Annotated in this window: 18 protein-coding genes and 2 pseudogenes; 16 read left to right on the top strand and 4 right to left on the bottom strand. The window is 65.9% G+C overall.

Translation table 11 applies throughout. From position 1 onward, the window contains the following. From BDI24065_RS39860 to BDI24065_RS39820, 9 genes and pseudogenes are all read left to right on the top strand, one after another. Positions 1 to 154 (top strand): annotated as a pseudogene (locus tag BDI24065_RS39860) (short-chain dehydrogenase); the annotation flags it as partial. A gap of 79 nt (positions 155 to 233) precedes the next feature. Continuing rightward, positions 234 to 638, top strand: coding sequence for a dihydroneopterin aldolase (locus BDI24065_RS39855; protein ID WP_043186999.1), 405 nt, complete (start codon positions 234 to 236; stop codon positions 636 to 638). Beyond that, entirely contained in the window at positions 635 to 1630 is a 996-nt protein-coding gene (gene ttcA / locus BDI24065_RS39850) for a tRNA 2-thiocytidine(32) synthetase TtcA (protein ID WP_175035797.1), read from the top strand. Before BDI24065_RS39855 ends, ttcA begins: the two co-directional genes overlap by 4 nt. 135 nt (positions 1631 to 1765) lie before the next feature. Next, a complete protein-coding gene (glmU, locus tag BDI24065_RS39845) occupies positions 1766 to 3127 on the top strand; it encodes a bifunctional UDP-N-acetylglucosamine diphosphorylase/glucosamine-1-phosphate N-acetyltransferase GlmU (protein WP_175035796.1) in 1362 nt (453 codons plus the stop codon). A gap of 50 nt (positions 3128 to 3177) precedes the next feature. Next, positions 3178 to 4995, top strand: coding sequence for a glutamine--fructose-6-phosphate transaminase (isomerizing) (glmS, locus tag BDI24065_RS39840; RefSeq protein ID WP_175035795.1), 1818 nt, complete (start codon positions 3178 to 3180; stop codon positions 4993 to 4995). Positions 4996 to 5124: 129 nt separating this feature from the next. Then, positions 5125 to 5490, top strand: a complete 366-nt coding sequence (locus BDI24065_RS39835; RefSeq protein ID WP_175035794.1) for a type II toxin-antitoxin system RelE/ParE family toxin — start codon at positions 5125 to 5127, stop codon at positions 5488 to 5490. Beyond that, the gene (locus BDI24065_RS39830) at positions 5483 to 5803 is read left to right on the top strand and encodes a helix-turn-helix domain-containing protein (RefSeq protein WP_175035793.1); all 321 of its coding nucleotides are present in this window, start codon (positions 5483 to 5485) and stop codon (positions 5801 to 5803) included. Before BDI24065_RS39835 ends, BDI24065_RS39830 begins: the two co-directional genes overlap by 8 nt. A 67-nt stretch (positions 5804 to 5870) precedes the next feature. Continuing rightward, positions 5871 to 6353 (top strand): hypothetical protein, encoded by a 483-nt coding sequence (locus tag BDI24065_RS39825; RefSeq protein WP_175035792.1) that lies wholly within the window; start codon positions 5871 to 5873, stop codon positions 6351 to 6353. After that, on the top strand, positions 6353 to 6571 hold the full coding sequence (locus BDI24065_RS39820; RefSeq protein WP_011353435.1) for a hypothetical protein: 219 nt from the start codon (positions 6353 to 6355) through the stop codon (positions 6569 to 6571). The genes BDI24065_RS39825 and BDI24065_RS39820 overlap by 1 nt, the downstream gene beginning before the upstream one ends. Positions 6572 to 6690: 119 nt before the next feature. Here the strand turns inward: BDI24065_RS39820 and BDI24065_RS39815 are convergent, their stop codons facing one another. Together BDI24065_RS39815 and BDI24065_RS39810 are read right to left on the bottom strand one after the other, a co-directional pair. Further along, the gene (locus tag BDI24065_RS39815; protein ID WP_175035791.1) at positions 6691 to 7527 is read right to left on the bottom strand and encodes an FTR1 family iron permease; all 837 of its coding nucleotides are present in this window, start codon (positions 7525 to 7527) and stop codon (positions 6691 to 6693) included. Between the two features lie 12 nt (positions 7528 to 7539). Beyond that, the gene (locus BDI24065_RS39810) at positions 7540 to 7872 is read right to left on the bottom strand and encodes a cupredoxin domain-containing protein (RefSeq protein WP_175035790.1); all 333 of its coding nucleotides are present in this window, start codon (positions 7870 to 7872) and stop codon (positions 7540 to 7542) included. 349 nt (positions 7873 to 8221) lie between these two features. Here BDI24065_RS39810 and BDI24065_RS39805 point away from each other — a divergent pair, with 349 nt between their 5' ends. Continuing rightward, positions 8222 to 8422 (top strand): heavy-metal-associated domain-containing protein, encoded by a 201-nt coding sequence (locus BDI24065_RS39805; RefSeq protein ID WP_031399519.1) that lies wholly within the window; start codon positions 8222 to 8224, stop codon positions 8420 to 8422. 64 nt (positions 8423 to 8486) lie between these two features. Here BDI24065_RS39805 and BDI24065_RS39800 read toward each other — a convergent pair whose 3' ends face one another. After that, positions 8487 to 9977, bottom strand: a complete 1491-nt coding sequence (locus BDI24065_RS39800; RefSeq protein ID WP_175035789.1) for an aldehyde dehydrogenase — start codon at positions 9975 to 9977, stop codon at positions 8487 to 8489. 97 nt (positions 9978 to 10074) lie between these two features. Beyond that, positions 10075 to 10626, bottom strand: a complete 552-nt coding sequence (locus BDI24065_RS39795) for a cupin domain-containing protein (protein WP_175035788.1) — start codon at positions 10624 to 10626, stop codon at positions 10075 to 10077. 455 nt (positions 10627 to 11081) lie between these two features. On the opposite strand from BDI24065_RS39795, the gene BDI24065_RS41275 reads away from it, so the two are divergent. The 6 genes and pseudogenes from BDI24065_RS41275 to BDI24065_RS39770 all read left to right on the top strand — a co-directional run. Next, positions 11082 to 11267, top strand: coding sequence for a hypothetical protein (locus BDI24065_RS41275; protein WP_041492976.1), 186 nt, complete (start codon positions 11082 to 11084; stop codon positions 11265 to 11267). Positions 11268 to 11550: 283 nt separating this feature from the next. Then, the gene (locus BDI24065_RS39790) at positions 11551 to 12339 is read left to right on the top strand and encodes a gamma-glutamyl-gamma-aminobutyrate hydrolase family protein (protein WP_175035787.1); all 789 of its coding nucleotides are present in this window, start codon (positions 11551 to 11553) and stop codon (positions 12337 to 12339) included. Between the two features lie 29 nt (positions 12340 to 12368). Further along, positions 12369 to 13706, top strand: coding sequence for a glutamine synthetase family protein (locus BDI24065_RS39785; RefSeq protein ID WP_175035786.1), 1338 nt, complete (start codon positions 12369 to 12371; stop codon positions 13704 to 13706). 37 nt (positions 13707 to 13743) lie between these two features. Next, positions 13744 to 15186, top strand: coding sequence for an aspartate aminotransferase family protein (locus BDI24065_RS39780; protein ID WP_175035785.1), 1443 nt, complete (start codon positions 13744 to 13746; stop codon positions 15184 to 15186). A 61-nt stretch (positions 15187 to 15247) separates the two neighbouring features. Next, positions 15248 to 16366: a polyamine ABC transporter substrate-binding protein gene (locus BDI24065_RS39775; RefSeq protein WP_175035784.1), complete on the top strand. Its 1119-nt coding sequence runs from the start codon at positions 15248 to 15250 to the stop codon at positions 16364 to 16366. 188 nt (positions 16367 to 16554) lie between these two features. Continuing rightward, positions 16555 to 16706: pseudogene (locus tag BDI24065_RS39770) on the top strand (polyamine ABC transporter ATP-binding protein); the annotation flags it as partial.

The raw sequence follows: 16706 nt of genomic DNA, 5'->3' as shown, positions 1-16706 counted from the left end.
GGTCGCGGCGCTCGTGCGCGGCCACGCGCCGCACGCGGACGACATCGCGGCCGCCGCCTGCTATCTCGCGAGCGCGCCCGGCGTCACCGGCGCGACGCTGACCGTCGACGGCGGCGAGCACCTCGTGCCGCCCGCCGCCGGCCCGAATGAATGAACTGCGCGGAAACGCGCGGCCTGACTGCCGCCGCCCGCGCCGCTTTGCGTGTGCGCACGCCAATTTGACTGGGACGACCATGTTTTCCGCTCTCCTGCACCCCCGCCTCGCGGACTGCCGCAGGCTCTACCTGCGCGACTACGAAGTGCACATCAACATCGGTGCCTTCGAACACGAGAAGCGCGGCGAGCAGCGCGTCGTCATCAATGTCGACCTGTTCGTGCCGCTCGCACTGTCCACCCCCGTCGACGACCGGCTGCATGAAATCGTCGACTACGATCTGATGAAGCAGAGCGTCACGCAATGCCTGGCGCGTGGCCACATCCACCTGCAGGAAACGCTGTGCGACGCGATCGCCGCGCGCCTGCTGGCGCACGATGCCGTGCGCGCGGTACGCGTCTGTACCGAGAAACCGGACGCTTATCCGGACTGCGACGCCGTCGGCGTCGAAGTCTTTCGCATCAAGGACGAGGAGCGCGCATGAACGCCCCCCACATGAATGACACGGCGGCCGATGCCGCCACCCTCGACGCGACCGCCGCCCCGGCCGGCCGCCCGGTGCTGACGCGCCGCGAACAGAAGGATGCGTACGAGAACAACAAGCTGTTCAAGCGGATCGTGCGCCAGGTCGGCCAGGCGATCGGCGACTTCAACATGATCGAGCAAGGCGACAAGGTGATGGTGTGCCTGTCGGGCGGCAAGGACAGCTATGCGATGCTCGATGTGCTGCTGCGCCTGCGCGAGCGCGCGCCGATCGACTTCGACATCGTCGCGGTGAACCTCGACCAGAAGCAGCCGGGCTTTCCCGAGCACGTGCTGCCGGAATACCTGAAGCAGGTCGGCGTGCCGTTCCACATCGAGAACCAGGACACCTACAGCATCGTCAAGCGGCTCGTGCCCGAGGGCAAGACGACCTGCTCGCTGTGCTCGCGGCTGCGCCGCGGGATCCTGTACCGCGTGGCCGGCGAGCTCGGCGCGACCAAGATCGCGCTCGGCCACCACCGCGACGACATCGTGCAGACGCTGCTGCTCAACATGTTCTACGGCGGCAAGCTGAAGGGGATGCCGCCGAAGCTGCAGTCGGACGACGGCAAGAACATCGTGATCCGCCCGCTCGCGTACGTGAAGGAAACCGATCTCGAGAAATACGCGGAACTGCGCGAATTCCCGATCATCCCGTGCAACCTGTGCGGCAGCCAGCCGAACCTGAAGCGCGCGGAAATGAAGGCGCTGATCCGCGACTGGGACAAGCGCTTCCCGGGCCGCGTCGAAAACATGTTCAACGCACTCGCGAAGGTCGTGCCGTCGCACCTGATGGACACGACGCTGTACCCGTTCCAGTCGCTGCGTGCGACCGGCGTTGCCGATCCGCAAGGCGACATCGCGTTCGACGAGGAACCGTGCGCGTCGGGCGACGACACCGCGGCGCCGGCTGGCGCCAAACCGATCTCGATCGTCCAGTTCGACGACCTGTAAGCAGGGCCTGAACACCCGCCGGAACGGGGCCGCAAGGCCGCTTTCCGGCGCTGTCGCCCCGCCGCGACAGGCCCGGAACGGCGGGGGCTGCATGCTAAAATGGACGGCTTCGAACTCCTCTGACAAGCTGGCGCCATGAATATCGTGATTTTGGCGGCAGGCACCGGCAAGCGCATGCGTTCCGCGCTGCCGAAAGTGCTTCACCCCCTGGCCGGCAGGCCGCTCCTCTCCCACGTCATCGACACCGCCCGCACGCTGCAGCCGTCCCGGCTCGTCGTCGTTGTCGGTCATGGCGCCGAGCAGGTCCAGGCCGCCGTCGCCGCCCCCGACGTCCAGTTCGCGGTGCAGGCCGAGCAGCTCGGCACCGGCCACGCGGTGCGCCAGGCGCTGCCGCTCCTCGATCCCGCGCAACCGACGCTCGTGCTGTACGGCGACGTGCCGCTCACGCGTGCATCGACTTTGCAGCGCCTCGTCGATGCCGCGCGCGAAGGCCGCTACGGGATTCTGACCGTCACGCTCGACGATCCGACCGGTTACGGCCGCATCGTGCGCGACGCGTCCGGCTTCGTCACGCGCATCGTCGAGCAGAAGGACGCGTCGCCCGAGCAGCTGAAGATCGCCGAGATCAACACCGGCATCATCATCACGCCCACGGCCCAGCTGTCGATGTGGCTCGGCGCGCTGAAGAACGAGAACGCGCAGGGCGAGTACTACCTGACCGACGTCGTCGAACTCGCGATCGAGGCCGGTTTCGAGGTCGTCACCGCGCAGCCCGACGAGGAATGGGAAACGCTCGGCGTGAACAGCAAGGCGCAGCTCGCCGAGCTCGAGCGCATCCACCAGCGCAATATCGCCGAAGCCCTGCTCGTCGACGGCGTCACGCTCGCCGATCCGGCGCGCATCGACGTGCGCGGCACGCTGCGCTGCGGCCGCGACGTGTCGATCGACGTGAACTGCGTGTTCGAAGGCAACGTGACGCTCGCCGACAACGTGACGATCGGCGCGAACTGCGTGATCCGCAATGCGTCGGTCGGCGAAGGCACGCGCATCGACGCGTTCACGCACATCGACGGCGCCGAGCTCGGCGCGCACACCGTGATCGGCCCGTACGCGCGGCTGCGCCCCGGCGCGCAGCTCGCGGACGAAGCGCACGTCGGCAACTTCGTCGAGGTGAAGAACGCGGTGATCGGCCACGGCTCGAAGGCGAACCACCTCACGTACATCGGCGACGCCGACATCGGCGCGCGCGTGAACATCGGCGCGGGCACGATCACCTGCAACTACGACGGCGCGAACAAGTTCCGCACCGTGATCGAGGACGACGTGTTCGTCGGCTCCGACACGCAGCTCGTCGCGCCCGTGCGCGTCGGCCGCGGCGTGACGATCGCCGCCGGCACGACGATCTGGAAGGACGTGGCCGACGGCCTGCTCGCGTTGAACGAGAAGACCCAGACCGCGAAGAGCGGCTACGTCCGCCCGGTCAAGAAGAAAACTTAACATCACGCGGGTGCCGCACGGCGCCCGCTTCCCTATAGAAGGTAGATTTCATGTGCGGCATTGTCGGCGCAGTTGCGCAGCGTAATATCGTTCCGGTGCTGATCGAAGGTTTGCGGCGCCTCGAATACCGTGGCTACGACTCGTGCGGCGTCGCCGTGCTCGAGCCGGACGCACCGAAGCGCGCGCGCAGCGTCGCACGCGTCGCCGATCTCGACACGCAGGTGCGCGAGTCGCACCTCGAAGGCACGACGGGCGTCGCGCACACGCGCTGGGCCACGCACGGTGCACCGGTCACGCACAATGCGCACCCGATCTTCTCGTCGGACGCGCTCGCGCTCGTCCACAACGGCATCATCGAAAACTTCGAATCGCTGCGCGAAGCGCTGCGCGCGAATGGCTACGTATTCGTGTCGCAGACCGACACCGAAGTGATCGCGCACCTCGTGCACAGCCTGTATCGCGGCAACCTGTTCGACGCGGTGCGCGAAGCAGTGGGCCAGCTGCACGGCGCGTATGCGATCGCCGTGATCCACAAGGATCAGCCGCACACCGTCGTCGGTGCGCGCCAGGGTTCGCCGCTCGTGGTTGGCCACGGTGACGGCGAGAACTTCCTCGCGTCCGATGCGCTCGCGCTCGCGGGCAGCACCGACCGCTTCACGTTCCTCGAGGAAGGCGACGTGTGCGAGCTGTCGCTCGACGGCGTGAAGATCGTCGACCGCAACGGCGCGCTCGCGCAGCGCGAGATCCGCGTGGTCAGCGCGTACGGCGGCGCGGTCGAACTCGGGCCGTATCGCCACTTCATGCAGAAGGAAATCTTCGAGCAGCCGCGCGCGATCAGCGACACCGTGCCGCAGACGGACGCGTTCGACGCGACGCTGTTCGGCGACGCCGCGCCCGCCGCGTTCGCGGAAATCGACAGCCTGCTGATCCTCGCGTGCGGGACGAGCTACTACTCGGGCCTCACCGCGAAATACTGGCTCGAATCGATCGCGAAAATCCCGACGCAGGTCGAAATCGCGAGCGAATACCGCTACCGCGAATCGGTGCCGAACCCGCGCCAGCTCGTCCTCGTGATCTCGCAGTCGGGTGAGACCGCCGATACGCTCGCGGCACTCAAGCATGCGCAATCGCTCGGTCACACGCACACGCTGGCCGTCTGCAACGTCGCGACGAGCGCGATGGTGCGCCTCACCGAAATGCAGTTCCTGACGCACGCGGGCACCGAGATCGGCGTTGCGTCGACGAAGGCGTTCACGACCCAGCTCGTCGCGCTGTTCGTGCTGGCCGCGACGCTCGGCAAGCTGCGCGGGCACGTCGACGCCGCGCAGGAAGCTGAATTCCTGAAGCAGTTGCGCCACCTGCCGGCCGCGCTGAACAGCGTGCTCGTGCTCGAGCCGCAGATCATCGCGTGGTCGGAGGAATTCGCGCGCAAGGAAAATGCGCTGTTCCTCGGCCGCGGGCTGCACTACCCGATCGCGCTCGAAGGCGCGCTGAAGCTGAAGGAAATTTCGTACATCCACGCCGAGGCCTATCCGGCCGGCGAACTGAAGCACGGGCCGCTCGCGCTCGTCACGGAAGCGATGCCGGTCGTCACGGTCGCGCCGAACGACACGCTGCTCGAGAAGCTGAAGTCGAACATGCAGGAAGTGCGGGCGCGCGGCGGCGAGCTGTACGTGTTCGCCGATGCCGACACGCAGATCGTCAACGACGACGGCCTGCACGTGATCCGGATGCCGGAGCACTACGGGCAACTGTCGCCGATCCTGCACGTCGTGCCGCTGCAGCTGCTCGCGTATCACACCGCGTGCGCACGCGGCACCGACGTCGACAAGCCGCGGAACCTCGCGAAGTCGGTGACGGTGGAGTAAAACCGGTTGCCCGGATGGCCTCCGCCGGGCCGTCTCGGGCGCGTACCGGCGTGAAGCAGGCCATTCGGCCAGGTCGAAATAGGTACCACTTAGTGGTATATAATCCTGTGCTAACTCGACCTGCCCGACATGCCTGCTTCCGTACGACGCGTCTTCAAGACGAAGTGGTTTCACAAGGCAGCCAGAAAATCAGGCATCGCCGACGCCGAACTCTGCCGTGCTGCGCAGGAACTGGCGCGAGGCCAGGGCATCGAGCTCGGCGGCAATGTCTGGAAAAAGCGCCTGGACGGCAATCGGCAGCGCGGCATCGTGCTGAGCAAGGTCGGGCGGGCATGGGTGTTCGTGTTCCTGTTCGCGAAACGCGACCGGGACGACATCGATGAACGCGAACTGCGGGCCTTCAGAAAGCTCGCCGCGGATATCGGGCGCCGCAGCGACACCGACATCGCGACGCTGATCGCACTGAAAGAGCTTGTGGAGATTTGCAATGGCTAAGAGTCGATTCAAGAGCGATGCGACGGAGGCGATCCACAGCGCCGCGTCGGGCCTCTATCGAGCCAAGCTGATCGACAAGAAGACGATGCGCGAATACGACGATCTCTGCATCGACGCCGCGCCGCAGTTCGACCCCGAGGCAATCGCCCGCATCCGCAAATCCGTCAACGTCAGCCAGAGCGTGTTCGCGCTCTACCTGAACACGACGGCGTCGACGATCCGCCAATGGGAACAGGGCGACAAGCGGCCGAGCGGCATCGCGGCCCGGATGCTCCAGATCGTCGAGAAACACGGGCTCGAGGTGTTCTCCTGAGCCGCGGCCCCGAATGCGCATGCACGGCCGGCCGAACGCGGGTCGCAAGGAATATGACGGAGAGACAATGGCAAGATTGATTGGATGCGGATTGCTGGCGCTGACGTTCGCGTCGACGGGCTGGGCCGCCGAGCATTACGTCGAGGTCTGGAACCCGCCCGAGGCGCGGCAGCCGGCAGCCCGTACGCCGGATGCCCGTATGCCGGAAGCCCGCACGCCGGCCGCGCACACCGGCGCCGACGCGCGCGCCGGCAAGGGCGCGGAGAAGCACGCGAATGCAACACCGAAAGCTGCGGTGAAGCCGCACAAGCGGCGCGTCGCGCAGGCCGTGAAAGCCGGTCCGCATCGTCCGCCTGCCGCCGCGGCAGAGACGCCGGCCGCGCCGCGCCCCGTCGCGCAGCCCGCACCGGGCCGCCTGACGGTGATGCAGCCGGCTGCGCCCGATGCGCAGCACGCGCTAAACTTCTCCAACATCCCGCGTCAATACACGCCGGACGGCAACGTGCTGCAGGTCGGCACGCACGGCCGCTCCGCGGAGGTGACTCGATAATGGAAGCGCAAACCTACCACGGCTACCAGATCTGGGGCCACGCGATCCTGCAGCAGGACGAGATCCTGCAGCCCGAACGTTTCGCGGCGAGCGGCACGATCACGCAGAACAACAAGCTGGTCGAGGCATCCGGCGTACTCGGCGTGTTCGACACCGAAGATGACGCGCGCGATGCGGGGCTCGAGTGGGCCCGCGCCTGGATCGACAGCCACCGCTGACCGGGCACGACGTGCGCAACCGGCATGCGGTCCTCAAGGATGCGCACGGGCCGGCCGCGAACCGCACATGAAAAAGGGGCGTCATCGACGCCCCTTTTTTTCATTCATACCCGGTCAACTCAGGCCGCGGGCCGCGGCGGCCGCACCGTCGCCTGCGGCCGGCCGACGAGCCGTGCCAGCCCGACGATCGCGGCCAGCGTCGCGAGATACGCGACGATCTGGATGCCCGCCGGGCGCGCGGTATAGCCGACCAGCGTATGCAGCGCCTTGCCGACGATGCTCGAATCCTTGAGCAGCCACGACGTATCCCAGATCACATCGCCCCACGACGGCACGAGGCCCGCCGAGAGCAGGAAGCCGACGCACTGGCTTGCCATCCCCGCCGCGAGCAGCACGATCAGCCAGTTGGTGACGGAGAACAGGCGCTTCAGCGGAATCTGCAGCAGGCCCGCATACATCCCGTAGCCGAGCCCGGCGCCGCCCAGCACGCCGAGCAGCCCGCCGACGATCATCTGCGGCGTCTGCCCCGGATCCCCCGCCGCAATACCGTACAGGAACAGCACGGCCTCGGAGCCTTCGCGCAGCACCGCGACGCCGACCACGATCGCCAGCCCCGTCAGCGGCTTGCTGCCGGCCGCGACGGCACGCCCGACCTCGGTCATCTGCATCGCCATCTCGCGACCGTGCCGGCTCATCCAGATGCTGTGCCACGCGAGCATCAGCGTCGCGACGAACATCACGCCCGCGTTGAAGACCTCCTGCCCCATGCCGGACGCCCACTGCGAAATCACGTCGGCAAACGCGGCGATCAGGCCGGCGCCGATCACGCCGCCCACCAGCCCGCCGCCGACCCACCAGCCGCGACGCGGCACGCCCTTCGTGGCGGCCATCACGATCGACACCACCAGCGCGGCCTCGAGCACTTCACGAAAAACGATCAGGGCAGTAGACAACATGGCGATATGGGCTTACTTGACGGTCAGATGCGTCTTCGACTGCGCTTCGTGATACTCGTCGTGGAATTCGTACGTGCCGGCCTTCAGCGGCCCGACCAGGATCTCCACCGACTTGCCCGCGGGCACGACCTTCTCCGCCTTGAAGTCGTCGCTCTCGAATTCGGCGGGCGTCGCGTCGAGATTCTTCACGACGAACTTCACCTTCTTGCCGGCCGGGATCGTCACGCCGTCCGGCGAAAACTTGTGATCCTTCAGGGTCAGGTTGACGACATCGTCGGCCGCGAATGCGGACGTTGACGATGCGCCCAGCAGCGCCAGCGCGAAGCCGAAAGCAAAACGGTTCATGTGGGTAACGAAATGAAATATCGAAGGGAGCTGATACTAAGATCGATTCGCATTTTCACCTCGCGTACCCTTACTGGCGGCATGGTGATCATGCTTCATGGATCGCGGTCGCGCGTGGCCCGGCAAGGCATCCGCCCCGCTTCGCCCGGAACGTCCCGCCGTCAATCGGGACAAGTTCCGAATGACGTCACGGGCCCGATCGCGATTGATCAGACATCATCTTTACAACATGCTGTCGCCATGTCGAGGCCGCGACACCGATTTTCGGCGACTCGCGTACGCTTGACCTTCCCACCGTGGCAAGCTTCATGCTGTCGATGCTTGTCAATCGTCAACTCAGGAGAACACGATGGAATTCGAAGTCCAGGACATGACCTGCGGCGGCTGTGCCAACGCCATCACGCGCGCGGTGACGGCCGCCGATCCCGCCGCGAAGCTCGACATCGACGTCGCGGCGAAGATCGTCAGGGTCGAATCGGCGCAAGGCGCGGAGCGCGTGCAGTCGATCATCGAAGCCGCCGGCTTCCACCCCGCGCTGCGCGCCGCATAACGCGCGCACACGGCGAACCGCGGGCACCCGGCCGTAAGGCGGGTTGCCCGCGCCCGGCCTCGCGTCAGCGCAGCCGGATCAGCGTCGACTTCAGCTCGGTGTACTTCTCCAGCGCGTGCAGCGACTTGTCGCGGCCGTTGCCGGACTGCTTGTAGCCGCCGAACGGGAAGTTCATGTCGCCACCCTCGTCGTAGCAGTTCACCCAGACGGTGCCCGCACGCAGCCGGCGCGACACGTCGTGCGCGGTCGTCAGGTTCGACGTCCACACGGCCGCGGCCAGCCCGTATTCGGTGTCGTTCGCGATCCGCACGGCCTCGTCGACGTCGTCGAACACGATCACCGACAGCACGGGCCCGAAGATTTCCTCGCGCGCGATCTTCGCATCCGGCTTCACCTCGAACACCGTCGGCTCCACGTAGAAGCCGCCCGTTTCCTCCTTCACGCGCGCACCGCCGGTGACGAGCTTGCCTTCGCTGCGCCCGGCCTCGATATAGCCGAGCACGCGCTCGAGCTGGATGCCGTCGACGATCGCGCCCATCGACACCGCCGGATCGAGCGGATTGCCGGGCACGTACGCGCGCGCGGCCGCGACGAGTTTCTCGATGAACGCATCCTTGATGTCGCGATGCACGAGCAGCCGGGAACCCGCCGTGCACATCTCGCCCATGTTGTAGAAGATCGCGCCGGCAGCGGCCTGCGCCGCGCGGTCGAGATCGGGGCAATCGGGCAGCACGATGTTCGGAGACTTGCCGCCGAGCTCGAGCCACGCACGCTTCAGGTTCGACTGCGCGGCGTACTGCATGATCAGCTTGCCGACCGCCGTCGAGCCCGTAAACGCGATGCAATCGACGTCGCGATGCAGCGCGAGCAGCTTGCCGGGCTCGCCCGCGCCCGGCACGACGTTGAACACGCCGGCCGGAATGCCGGCCTCGTACGCGAGCTGCGCGACACGGATCGCGGTCAGCGGCGATTTCTCCGACGGCTTCAGCACCACGCTGTTGCCGGCCGCGAGCGCGGGGCCGAATTTCCACGCGGCCATCAGGATCGGGAAGTTCCACGGCACGACGGCGGCCACCACGCCGACCGGCTCGCGCGTGACGAGGCCGACGAGATGATGATCGGCCGGCGCGACCTCGCCGCCCACCTTGTCGATCGCTTCCGCGAACCATTCGACGCAATACGCGGCGCCCGGCACGTCGACCGTCGTCGTGTCGCCGATCGGCTTGCCGGCGTCGAGCGTCTCGAGCAGCGACAGCTCGTCGAGGTGCTCGCGCATCAGCGCGGCCCAGCGCAGCAGCACGGCCTTGCGCGCACGCGGGTTCAGCCCGGCCCATACGCCCGCGTCGAATGCGCGGCGCGCGGCCGCAACGGCCGCGTTCACGTCGGCTTCGCCGCAATCGGCGACCTTCGCGAGCACGCGGCCGTCGATCGGGCTCACGCAGTCGAACGTCTTGCCGCCGTGCGCGTCGCGCGACGCGCCGTCGATGAATGCGCGCCCTTCGATCTCGAGCGACGCCGCCTTGTCCTGCCAGTCAGCCAAAGTCAACTTGTTCATCAGGATGCCTCAGTTTTTTGGCATTCGCGATGCGGCACGCCGCTGCGCGTGACGCGCAGCCGGCCGGCAGCGAATGCAGTGACGCGCGGTGGAAAGGTCAGAAGGTCGCCGGCGAATTGGCCGAGACGACCTCGCAGATCAGGTCCGCGCTGGGATTGCGAAAACGGTGCGGCAAACGGCTTTCGAAGTAGTAGCCGTCTCCGGGGTCGAGCAGCCACGTCGCGCCGTCGACGGTCAGCTCGAGCCGGCCCGACACGACCACCCCGCCCTCGTGCCCCGCGTGCACGAGCATCTCGGGCCCCGTATCGGCCTGCGGCTGGTAGACCTCGCGCAGGATGCACATGTTGCGGTCCTTCATGCTCGCGCCGACGAGATGAAACGCGAGCGTGTCGTTGCCGAGGTTCGGCATCTCGTCACGACGCGACACGACCGTACGCGATTCGACGAGCTCAAACGTGAAGAACTCCGCGAGACTCATCGGGATGCATTCGAGCAGCTTCTTCAGCGAGCCGACCGACGGGCTCACGCGGCCCTGCTCGATCAGCGAGATCGTGCCGTTGGTCACGCCGGCCCGCTTCGCGAGTTCGCGCTGCGACAGACCATGCTTGTTGCGCACGAAACGCAGGCGCTCGGCGACTTCGGTGGACATCGATTCGGTTTCGGACACGATAAGTGCGATGACAAAGTGAAACGACGCGGTGGACAGCCGTTGAATATTCTAATCACTTTATGCCGCACATCAGCGGGGAAAACCCTGAAAGGCGTTCGAAATAATGAACACCCTGTCGATTATTCCCTTTGCGAATCTTTTGTTCGCACTGCTCGGGAAAGCCCTGATGCAGCACCGTTAAAAAACATTTGACGCCGTTTTTGGCTCGTATATGCTGGCTCTCAGGTTAGCGTCATCAAGCTTTCATGGGCAGCAAAAAACGTTATTGCAACGCAAAAATTGATGCCCATCAATGTAAATAACGCGTAACCGGCACCTTGATTATTTTAAACGCCCAGCGCGCCGAAACGGTCAGGTGTTCAATACTTTCAACAACCCAGTCGAGTGTAATCGTGAGAGTCCGTGGCCCTCTGGTGAGGTGGGATCGAGGCGATGTGCGAAGTTTGCGCAGCGCGGCGCCCGCTTCCGACGACGGCAGTTGCGGCTGGCATAGTCCTCGCCTGCTTCACCTGTCGATCTACACCATCCTGTCCCGTCGTTCCGTTCGGCGTCACAACGCCGTTTCTGCACGCGCATTCGTCGCCGTCGATACCGACGAAGTGGCGTCGCTGCTGCCGTAGCGCCTCTCCTTTCTTTACGTCGTTCGTTTCGTCTGCTGATTCGCCAACCGCATCGTCCGTGCGGTGACGGAACGCGTTCGCGCATTCGTTGCCGCGTCGCGTATCGCAATGAAACGAACGACGGCCTGATCGTCGCGCGCAGCGCGGATCGCCACGTCATCCCGTTGCGCCCATTCACCAGCGGCCTTGCGTCTTGCGCAAGGCTGCGGGGCTGTTGCACGCCGGCGTTTCGCCACATCCGGCAAGTCAGACGCAACAACCCTCCGGATAACTGATTGACGTCATGGATAGAAGGAAACCCCTCGTCGGCATCACCGCCGACCACACGCAAATCGGCGCGCACGCGTCGCATACGGTCGGCGACAAATACGTCGCCGCGATCGTCGACGGCGCGCAGGCGTTCGCGATGGTGCTGCCCGCGCTCGGCGAGCGCCAGTCGGTCGACGACGTACTCGACACGGTCGACGGCCTGCTGTTTACCGGCAGCTACTCGAACGTCGAGCCGCATCGGTACGGCGGCGAACCGAGCGCACCCGGCACGAAGCACGATCCGGCCCGCGACGCGACCACGCTGCCGCTGCTGCGCGCGGCGATCGCCGCGGGCGTGCCCGTGCTGGCCGTCTGCCGCGGCTTCCAGGAGCTGAACGTCGTCTGCGGCGGCACGTTGCACCAGCGCGTGCATGAAGTGCCGGGCCTCGCCGATCACCGCGAGGACGACCATGCGCCGATGGACACGCAATACGGCCCCGCGCACGTCGTGCGCCTGACGCCCGGCGGCAAGCTGCACGCGCTCGCCGGCGGCCGCGACGAAGTGCACGTGAACTCGCTGCACAAACAGGGCATCGCGCAGCTCGGCGCCGGCCTCGCCGTCGAGGCCGTCGCGCCGGACGGGCTGATCGAAGCCGTGAGCGTCGTCGATGCACCGGCTTTCGCACTCGCCGTGCAATGGCATCCGGAATGGCGGCATGCACAGGACCCGCTGTCGAGCGCGATCTTCCGCGCCTTCGGCGATGCCTGCCGCGCCCGCCGTGCTGCCCGCACGCGCGCCATGGCCGCCGCCGCGCTCGCCTGAGCGCGCCGACCAAACCAACGAGAACAGACATGCAAGACATCGAAGATTTTCTGAAGCAGCACCGGATCACTGAAGTCGAAGCGATCATCCCCGACATGGCCGGCATCGCGCGCGGCAAGATCACGCCGCGCAACAAGTTCACGTCCGGCGAATCGATGCGGCTGCCGCAGGCCGTGATGGTGCAGACCGTCACCGGCGAATATCCGGAAGACGGCTCGCTGACCGGCGTGACCGACCCGGACATGGTGTGCGTGCCCGACGCGTCGACGATCCGCCTGATCCCGTGGGCCATCGATCCGACCGCGCAGGTGATCCACGACTGCGTGCACTTCGACGGCTCGCCGGTCGAGATCTCGCCGCGCTACGTGCTGCGCCGCGTGCTCGACCTGTACAAGGCGAAGGGCTGGAAGCCCGTCGTCGCGCCGGAGCTCGAGTTCTACCTGGTCGACATGAACAAGGACCCCGACCTGCCGCTGCGCCCGCCGGTCGGCCGCACGGGCCGCCCCGAAACGGGCCGCCAGTCGTATTCGATCGAGGCCGTCAACGAGTTCGACCCGCTGTTCGAGGACATCTACGAGTACTGCGAAGCGCAGAACCTCGACATCGACACGCTGATCCACGAAGTCGGCGCCGCGCAGATGGAGATCAACTTCATGCACGGCGACGCGCTGTCGCTGGCCGACCAGGTGTTCCTGTTCAAGCGCACGGTGCGCGAGGCCGCGCTGCGTCACAACATGTACGCGACGTTCATGGCCAAGCCGATGGAAGACGAACCGGGTTCGGCGATGCACGTGCACCAGAGCATCGTCGACGAGGAAACCGGCGAGAACCTGTTCACGTCGAAGGAAACCGGCGGCGCGACGTCGATGTTCTACAACTACCTCGCAGGGCTGCAGAAGTACACGCCGGCACTGATGCCGATCTTCGCGCCGTACATCAACTCGTACCGCCGCCTGTCGCGCTTCATGGCCGCGCCGATCAACGTGCAGTGGGGCTACGACAACCGCACGGTCGGCTTCCGCATCCCGCACTCGAGCCCGTCGGCACGCCGTATCGAGAACCGTATTCCGGGCGTCGACTGCAACCCGTACCTCGCGCTCGCCGCGACGCTCGCGGCCGGCTATCTCGGCATGACGCAGCGCCTGGAGCCGACCGAGCCGCTCGTCAGCGACGGCTACGACCTGCCGTACCAGCTGCCGCGCAACCTCGAGGAAGGGCTGACGCTGATGGCCGCCTGCGAGCCGCTCGGCGAGATCCTCGGCCACAAGTTCCTGAAGGCGTATTTCGCGCTGAAGGAAACCGAATACGAAGCGTTCTTCCGCGTGATCAGCTCGTGGGAACGCCGCCATCTGCTGCTGCACGTCTGAGCGTGCACACGACCGAATACGGAATCACGGAGGAAACATGACTTACCGCAACGAATCTGCCTGGATCCAGCCGGCCGCGCCGAGCGCCACGGCCGCCGCACCGCGCGCGACGCAGGCGCGCACGACCGCCGAATATCGCGCGCTCGACGCCGCGCACCACATTCACCCGTTCTCGGACATGGGCGCGCTGAACCGCGCGGGCAGCCGCGTGATCGTGAAGGCCGACGGCGTCTACCTGTGGGACTCGGACGGCAACAAGGTGATCGACGGGATGGCCGGCCTCTGGTGCGTGAACGTCGGCTACGGCCGCAAGGAACTCGCCGACGCCGCATATCGCCAGATCCAGGAACTGCCGTTCTACAACACGTTCTTCAAGACCACGCACCCGCCGGTGATCGAGCTTTCCGCGATGCTCGCGGAAGTCACGCCGAAGGGCTTCAACCACTTCTTCTATTGCAACAGCGGCTCGGAAGGCAACGACACAGTGCTGCGCCTCGTGCACCAGTACTGGCGCGTGCAGGGCCAGCCGCAGAAGAAATACGTGATCTCGCGCAAGAACGGCTATCACGGCTCGACGATCGCCGGCGGCACGCTCGGCGGGATGGGCTACATGCACGAGCAGATGCCGTCGAAGGTCGAGAACATCGTGCATATCGACCAGCCGTATTTCTTCGGTGAAGCGGCCGCCGGCGAAACGCCGGAAGCATTCGGCCTGGCCCGTGCGCAGCAGCTCGAAGCGAAGATCCTCGAACTCGGCGCGGAGAACGTGGCGGCGTTCATCGGCGAGCCGTTCCAGGGCGCGGGCGGCGTGATCTTCCCGCCGTCGACGTACTGGCCGGAAATCCAGCGCATCTGCCGCAAGTACGACATCCTGCTGGTGGCCGACGAAGTGATCGGCGGCTTCGGCCGCACCGGCGAATGGTTCGCGCACCAGCACTTCGGTTTCGAGCCCGATCTCATCACGATGGCGAAGGGCCTCACGTCGGGCTATGTGCCGATGGGTGCCGTCGGCATTCACGAGCGTGTGGCGCGGCCGATCATCGACAACGGCGAATTCAACCACGGCCTCACGTACTCGGGCCACCCGGTCGCGGCGGCCGTCGCGGTCGCGAACCTGAAGCTGCTGCGCGACGAAGGGATCGTCGAGCGCGTGAAGAACGACACGGGCCCGTACTTCCAGGCGCTGATGCGCGAAACCTTCGCACGTCACCCGATCGTCGGCGAAGTGCACGGCCACGGCCTCGTCGCGAGCCTGCAGCTCGCCGAATCGCCGGCCGAACGCCGCCGCTTCGCGAACGGCGGCGACGTCGGCACGATCTGCCGCGACTTCTGCTTCAACGGGAACCTGATCATGCGTGCGACCGGCGACCGGATGCTGCTGTCGCCGCCGCTCGTGATCTCGCGTCCGGAAATCGATGAACTCGTATCGAAGGCGAAAAAAGCAGTCGATGCAACCGCCCAGCAACTGGGTATTTCGTAACGGTTTTGCCTACAGGCGTGCGGCGGGCGCCGCACGCCGCCATAACCAGGGGAATTCCACCATGCGTGCCTGCTTTCTTCGCCAAGCCTGTTCTGTTGCCGCCCTTGCCGCCGCGGCCGCGTTCACGTCGGTCGCCAGCCCGACGGCACACGCGGCCGACGAGCTGAATGTCTACAACTGGTCCGACTACATCGCACCCGACACGATCCCGAACTTCCAGAAGCAGACGGGTATCCACGTCAAGTACGACAACTACGACAGCGACGACACGCTTCAGGCGAAGCTGCTGGCCGGCAGTTCGGGCTACGACATCGTCGTGCCGACGTCGAACTACATGGCCAAGCAGATCCAGGCCGGCGTGTACCAGAAGCTCGACAAGTCGAAGCTGCCGAACCTCGCGAACCTCGACCCGCTGCTGATGAAGATGATCTCGGATGCCGATCCGGGCAACCAGTACGGCGTGCCCTGGGCCTACGGCACGGACGGCATCGGCTACAACGCGCAGGCAGTGAAGAAGGCACTCGGCGACAAGGCGCCGGTCGACAGCTGGGCACTGGTGTTCGACCCGGCCAACATGGAAAAGCTGAAGGGCTGCGGCGTGTCGTTCCTCGACCAGGCCGTCGACGTGTTCGCCGCCACGCTGCAATACATGGGCAAGAACCCGAACAGCACCACCCCCGGCGATTACCAGGCTGCCTTCGAAGTCCTGAAGAAAGTCCGCCCGTACATCACCCAGTTCAACTCGTCCGGCTACATCAACGACCTCGCGAACAACGACGTGTGCGTCGCGCTCGGCTGGTCGGGCGACGTCGGCATCGCGCACCGCCGCTCGTCGGAAGCGAAGCGTTCGTATGACATCAAGTTCTCGAACCCGAAGGAAGGCGGCCTGCTGTGGTTCGACGTGATGGTGATCCCGAAGGATGCGCCGCACCCCGAGGCCGCGCTGAAGTGGATCAACTACGTGTCCGATCCGAAGGTCAACGCGGCGATCACCAACACGGTGTTCTACCCGACCGCGAACAAGGCCGCGCACCAGTTCGTCACGCCGGCCGTCGCGCAGGATCCGACCGTCTATCCGCCTGAAGACGTGCTGAAGAAGATGGTGCTGATGAAGCCTATGCCGGCCGACATCCTGCGCCTCGAGAACCGTCTGTGGGCCCAACTGAAGACCGGCCACTGATCGCCCTGCATTCCGGCGGCGCAGGCATCGCTTCACGCCTGCCCGCCTGAGATCCGCGGACTTCCGTCCGCCCGCGCGCGCCGCGCGCACTGTTCCATCCGGCACGAGCCGTCGTCCGTGAGTCGCGTTTTGCGCCTCGCGCGGGGACGCTCACGCCTGTAATCCGTGAAGAACGAATGGTGAATCCCATGCAATCGATACCCTCTTCCGCTGCTGCACGACAGACCCAACCGGCCCCCGCGGCCCGTACGCAAAACGACGCATTCGTGCGCATCGAAAACGTCGTGAAGAAATTCGGCGACAGCACGGCCGTCGACAACGTGAACCTGACGATCGCGAA

Origin of the sequence: Burkholderia lata, from assembly GCF_902499025.1 — a bacterium.
Lineage (GTDB): Bacteria > Pseudomonadota > Gammaproteobacteria > Burkholderiales > Burkholderiaceae > Burkholderia > Burkholderia lata_C.
This window is presented reverse-complemented; position numbering and strand designations above follow the sequence as displayed.

Coding starts and splice junctions, on each gene's coding strand:
- BDI24065_RS39855 (WP_043186999.1), top strand. CDS start 234: ATGTTTTCCGCTCTCCTGCACCCCCGCCTCGCGGACTGCCGCAGGCTC.
- ttcA (WP_175035797.1), top strand. CDS start 635: ATGAACGCCCCCCACATGAATGACACGGCGGCCGATGCCGCCACCCTC.
- glmU (WP_175035796.1), top strand. CDS start 1,766: ATGAATATCGTGATTTTGGCGGCAGGCACCGGCAAGCGCATGCGTTCC.
- glmS (WP_175035795.1), top strand. CDS start 3,178: ATGTGCGGCATTGTCGGCGCAGTTGCGCAGCGTAATATCGTTCCGGTG.
- BDI24065_RS39835 (WP_175035794.1), top strand. CDS start 5,125: ATGCCTGCTTCCGTACGACGCGTCTTCAAGACGAAGTGGTTTCACAAG.
- BDI24065_RS39830 (WP_175035793.1), top strand. CDS start 5,483: ATGGCTAAGAGTCGATTCAAGAGCGATGCGACGGAGGCGATCCACAGC.
- BDI24065_RS39825 (WP_175035792.1), top strand. CDS start 5,871: ATGGCAAGATTGATTGGATGCGGATTGCTGGCGCTGACGTTCGCGTCG.
- BDI24065_RS39820 (WP_011353435.1), top strand. CDS start 6,353: ATGGAAGCGCAAACCTACCACGGCTACCAGATCTGGGGCCACGCGATC.
- BDI24065_RS39815 (WP_175035791.1), bottom strand. CDS start 7,527: ATGTTGTCTACTGCCCTGATCGTTTTTCGTGAAGTGCTCGAGGCCGCG.
- BDI24065_RS39810 (WP_175035790.1), bottom strand. CDS start 7,872: ATGAACCGTTTTGCTTTCGGCTTCGCGCTGGCGCTGCTGGGCGCATCG.
- BDI24065_RS39805 (WP_031399519.1), top strand. CDS start 8,222: ATGGAATTCGAAGTCCAGGACATGACCTGCGGCGGCTGTGCCAACGCC.
- BDI24065_RS39800 (WP_175035789.1), bottom strand. CDS start 9,977: ATGAACAAGTTGACTTTGGCTGACTGGCAGGACAAGGCGGCGTCGCTC.
- BDI24065_RS39795 (WP_175035788.1), bottom strand. CDS start 10,626: ATGTCCACCGAAGTCGCCGAGCGCCTGCGTTTCGTGCGCAACAAGCAT.
- BDI24065_RS39790 (WP_175035787.1), top strand. CDS start 11,551: ATGGATAGAAGGAAACCCCTCGTCGGCATCACCGCCGACCACACGCAA.
- BDI24065_RS39785 (WP_175035786.1), top strand. CDS start 12,369: ATGCAAGACATCGAAGATTTTCTGAAGCAGCACCGGATCACTGAAGTC.
- BDI24065_RS39780 (WP_175035785.1), top strand. CDS start 13,744: ATGACTTACCGCAACGAATCTGCCTGGATCCAGCCGGCCGCGCCGAGC.
- BDI24065_RS39775 (WP_175035784.1), top strand. CDS start 15,248: ATGCGTGCCTGCTTTCTTCGCCAAGCCTGTTCTGTTGCCGCCCTTGCC.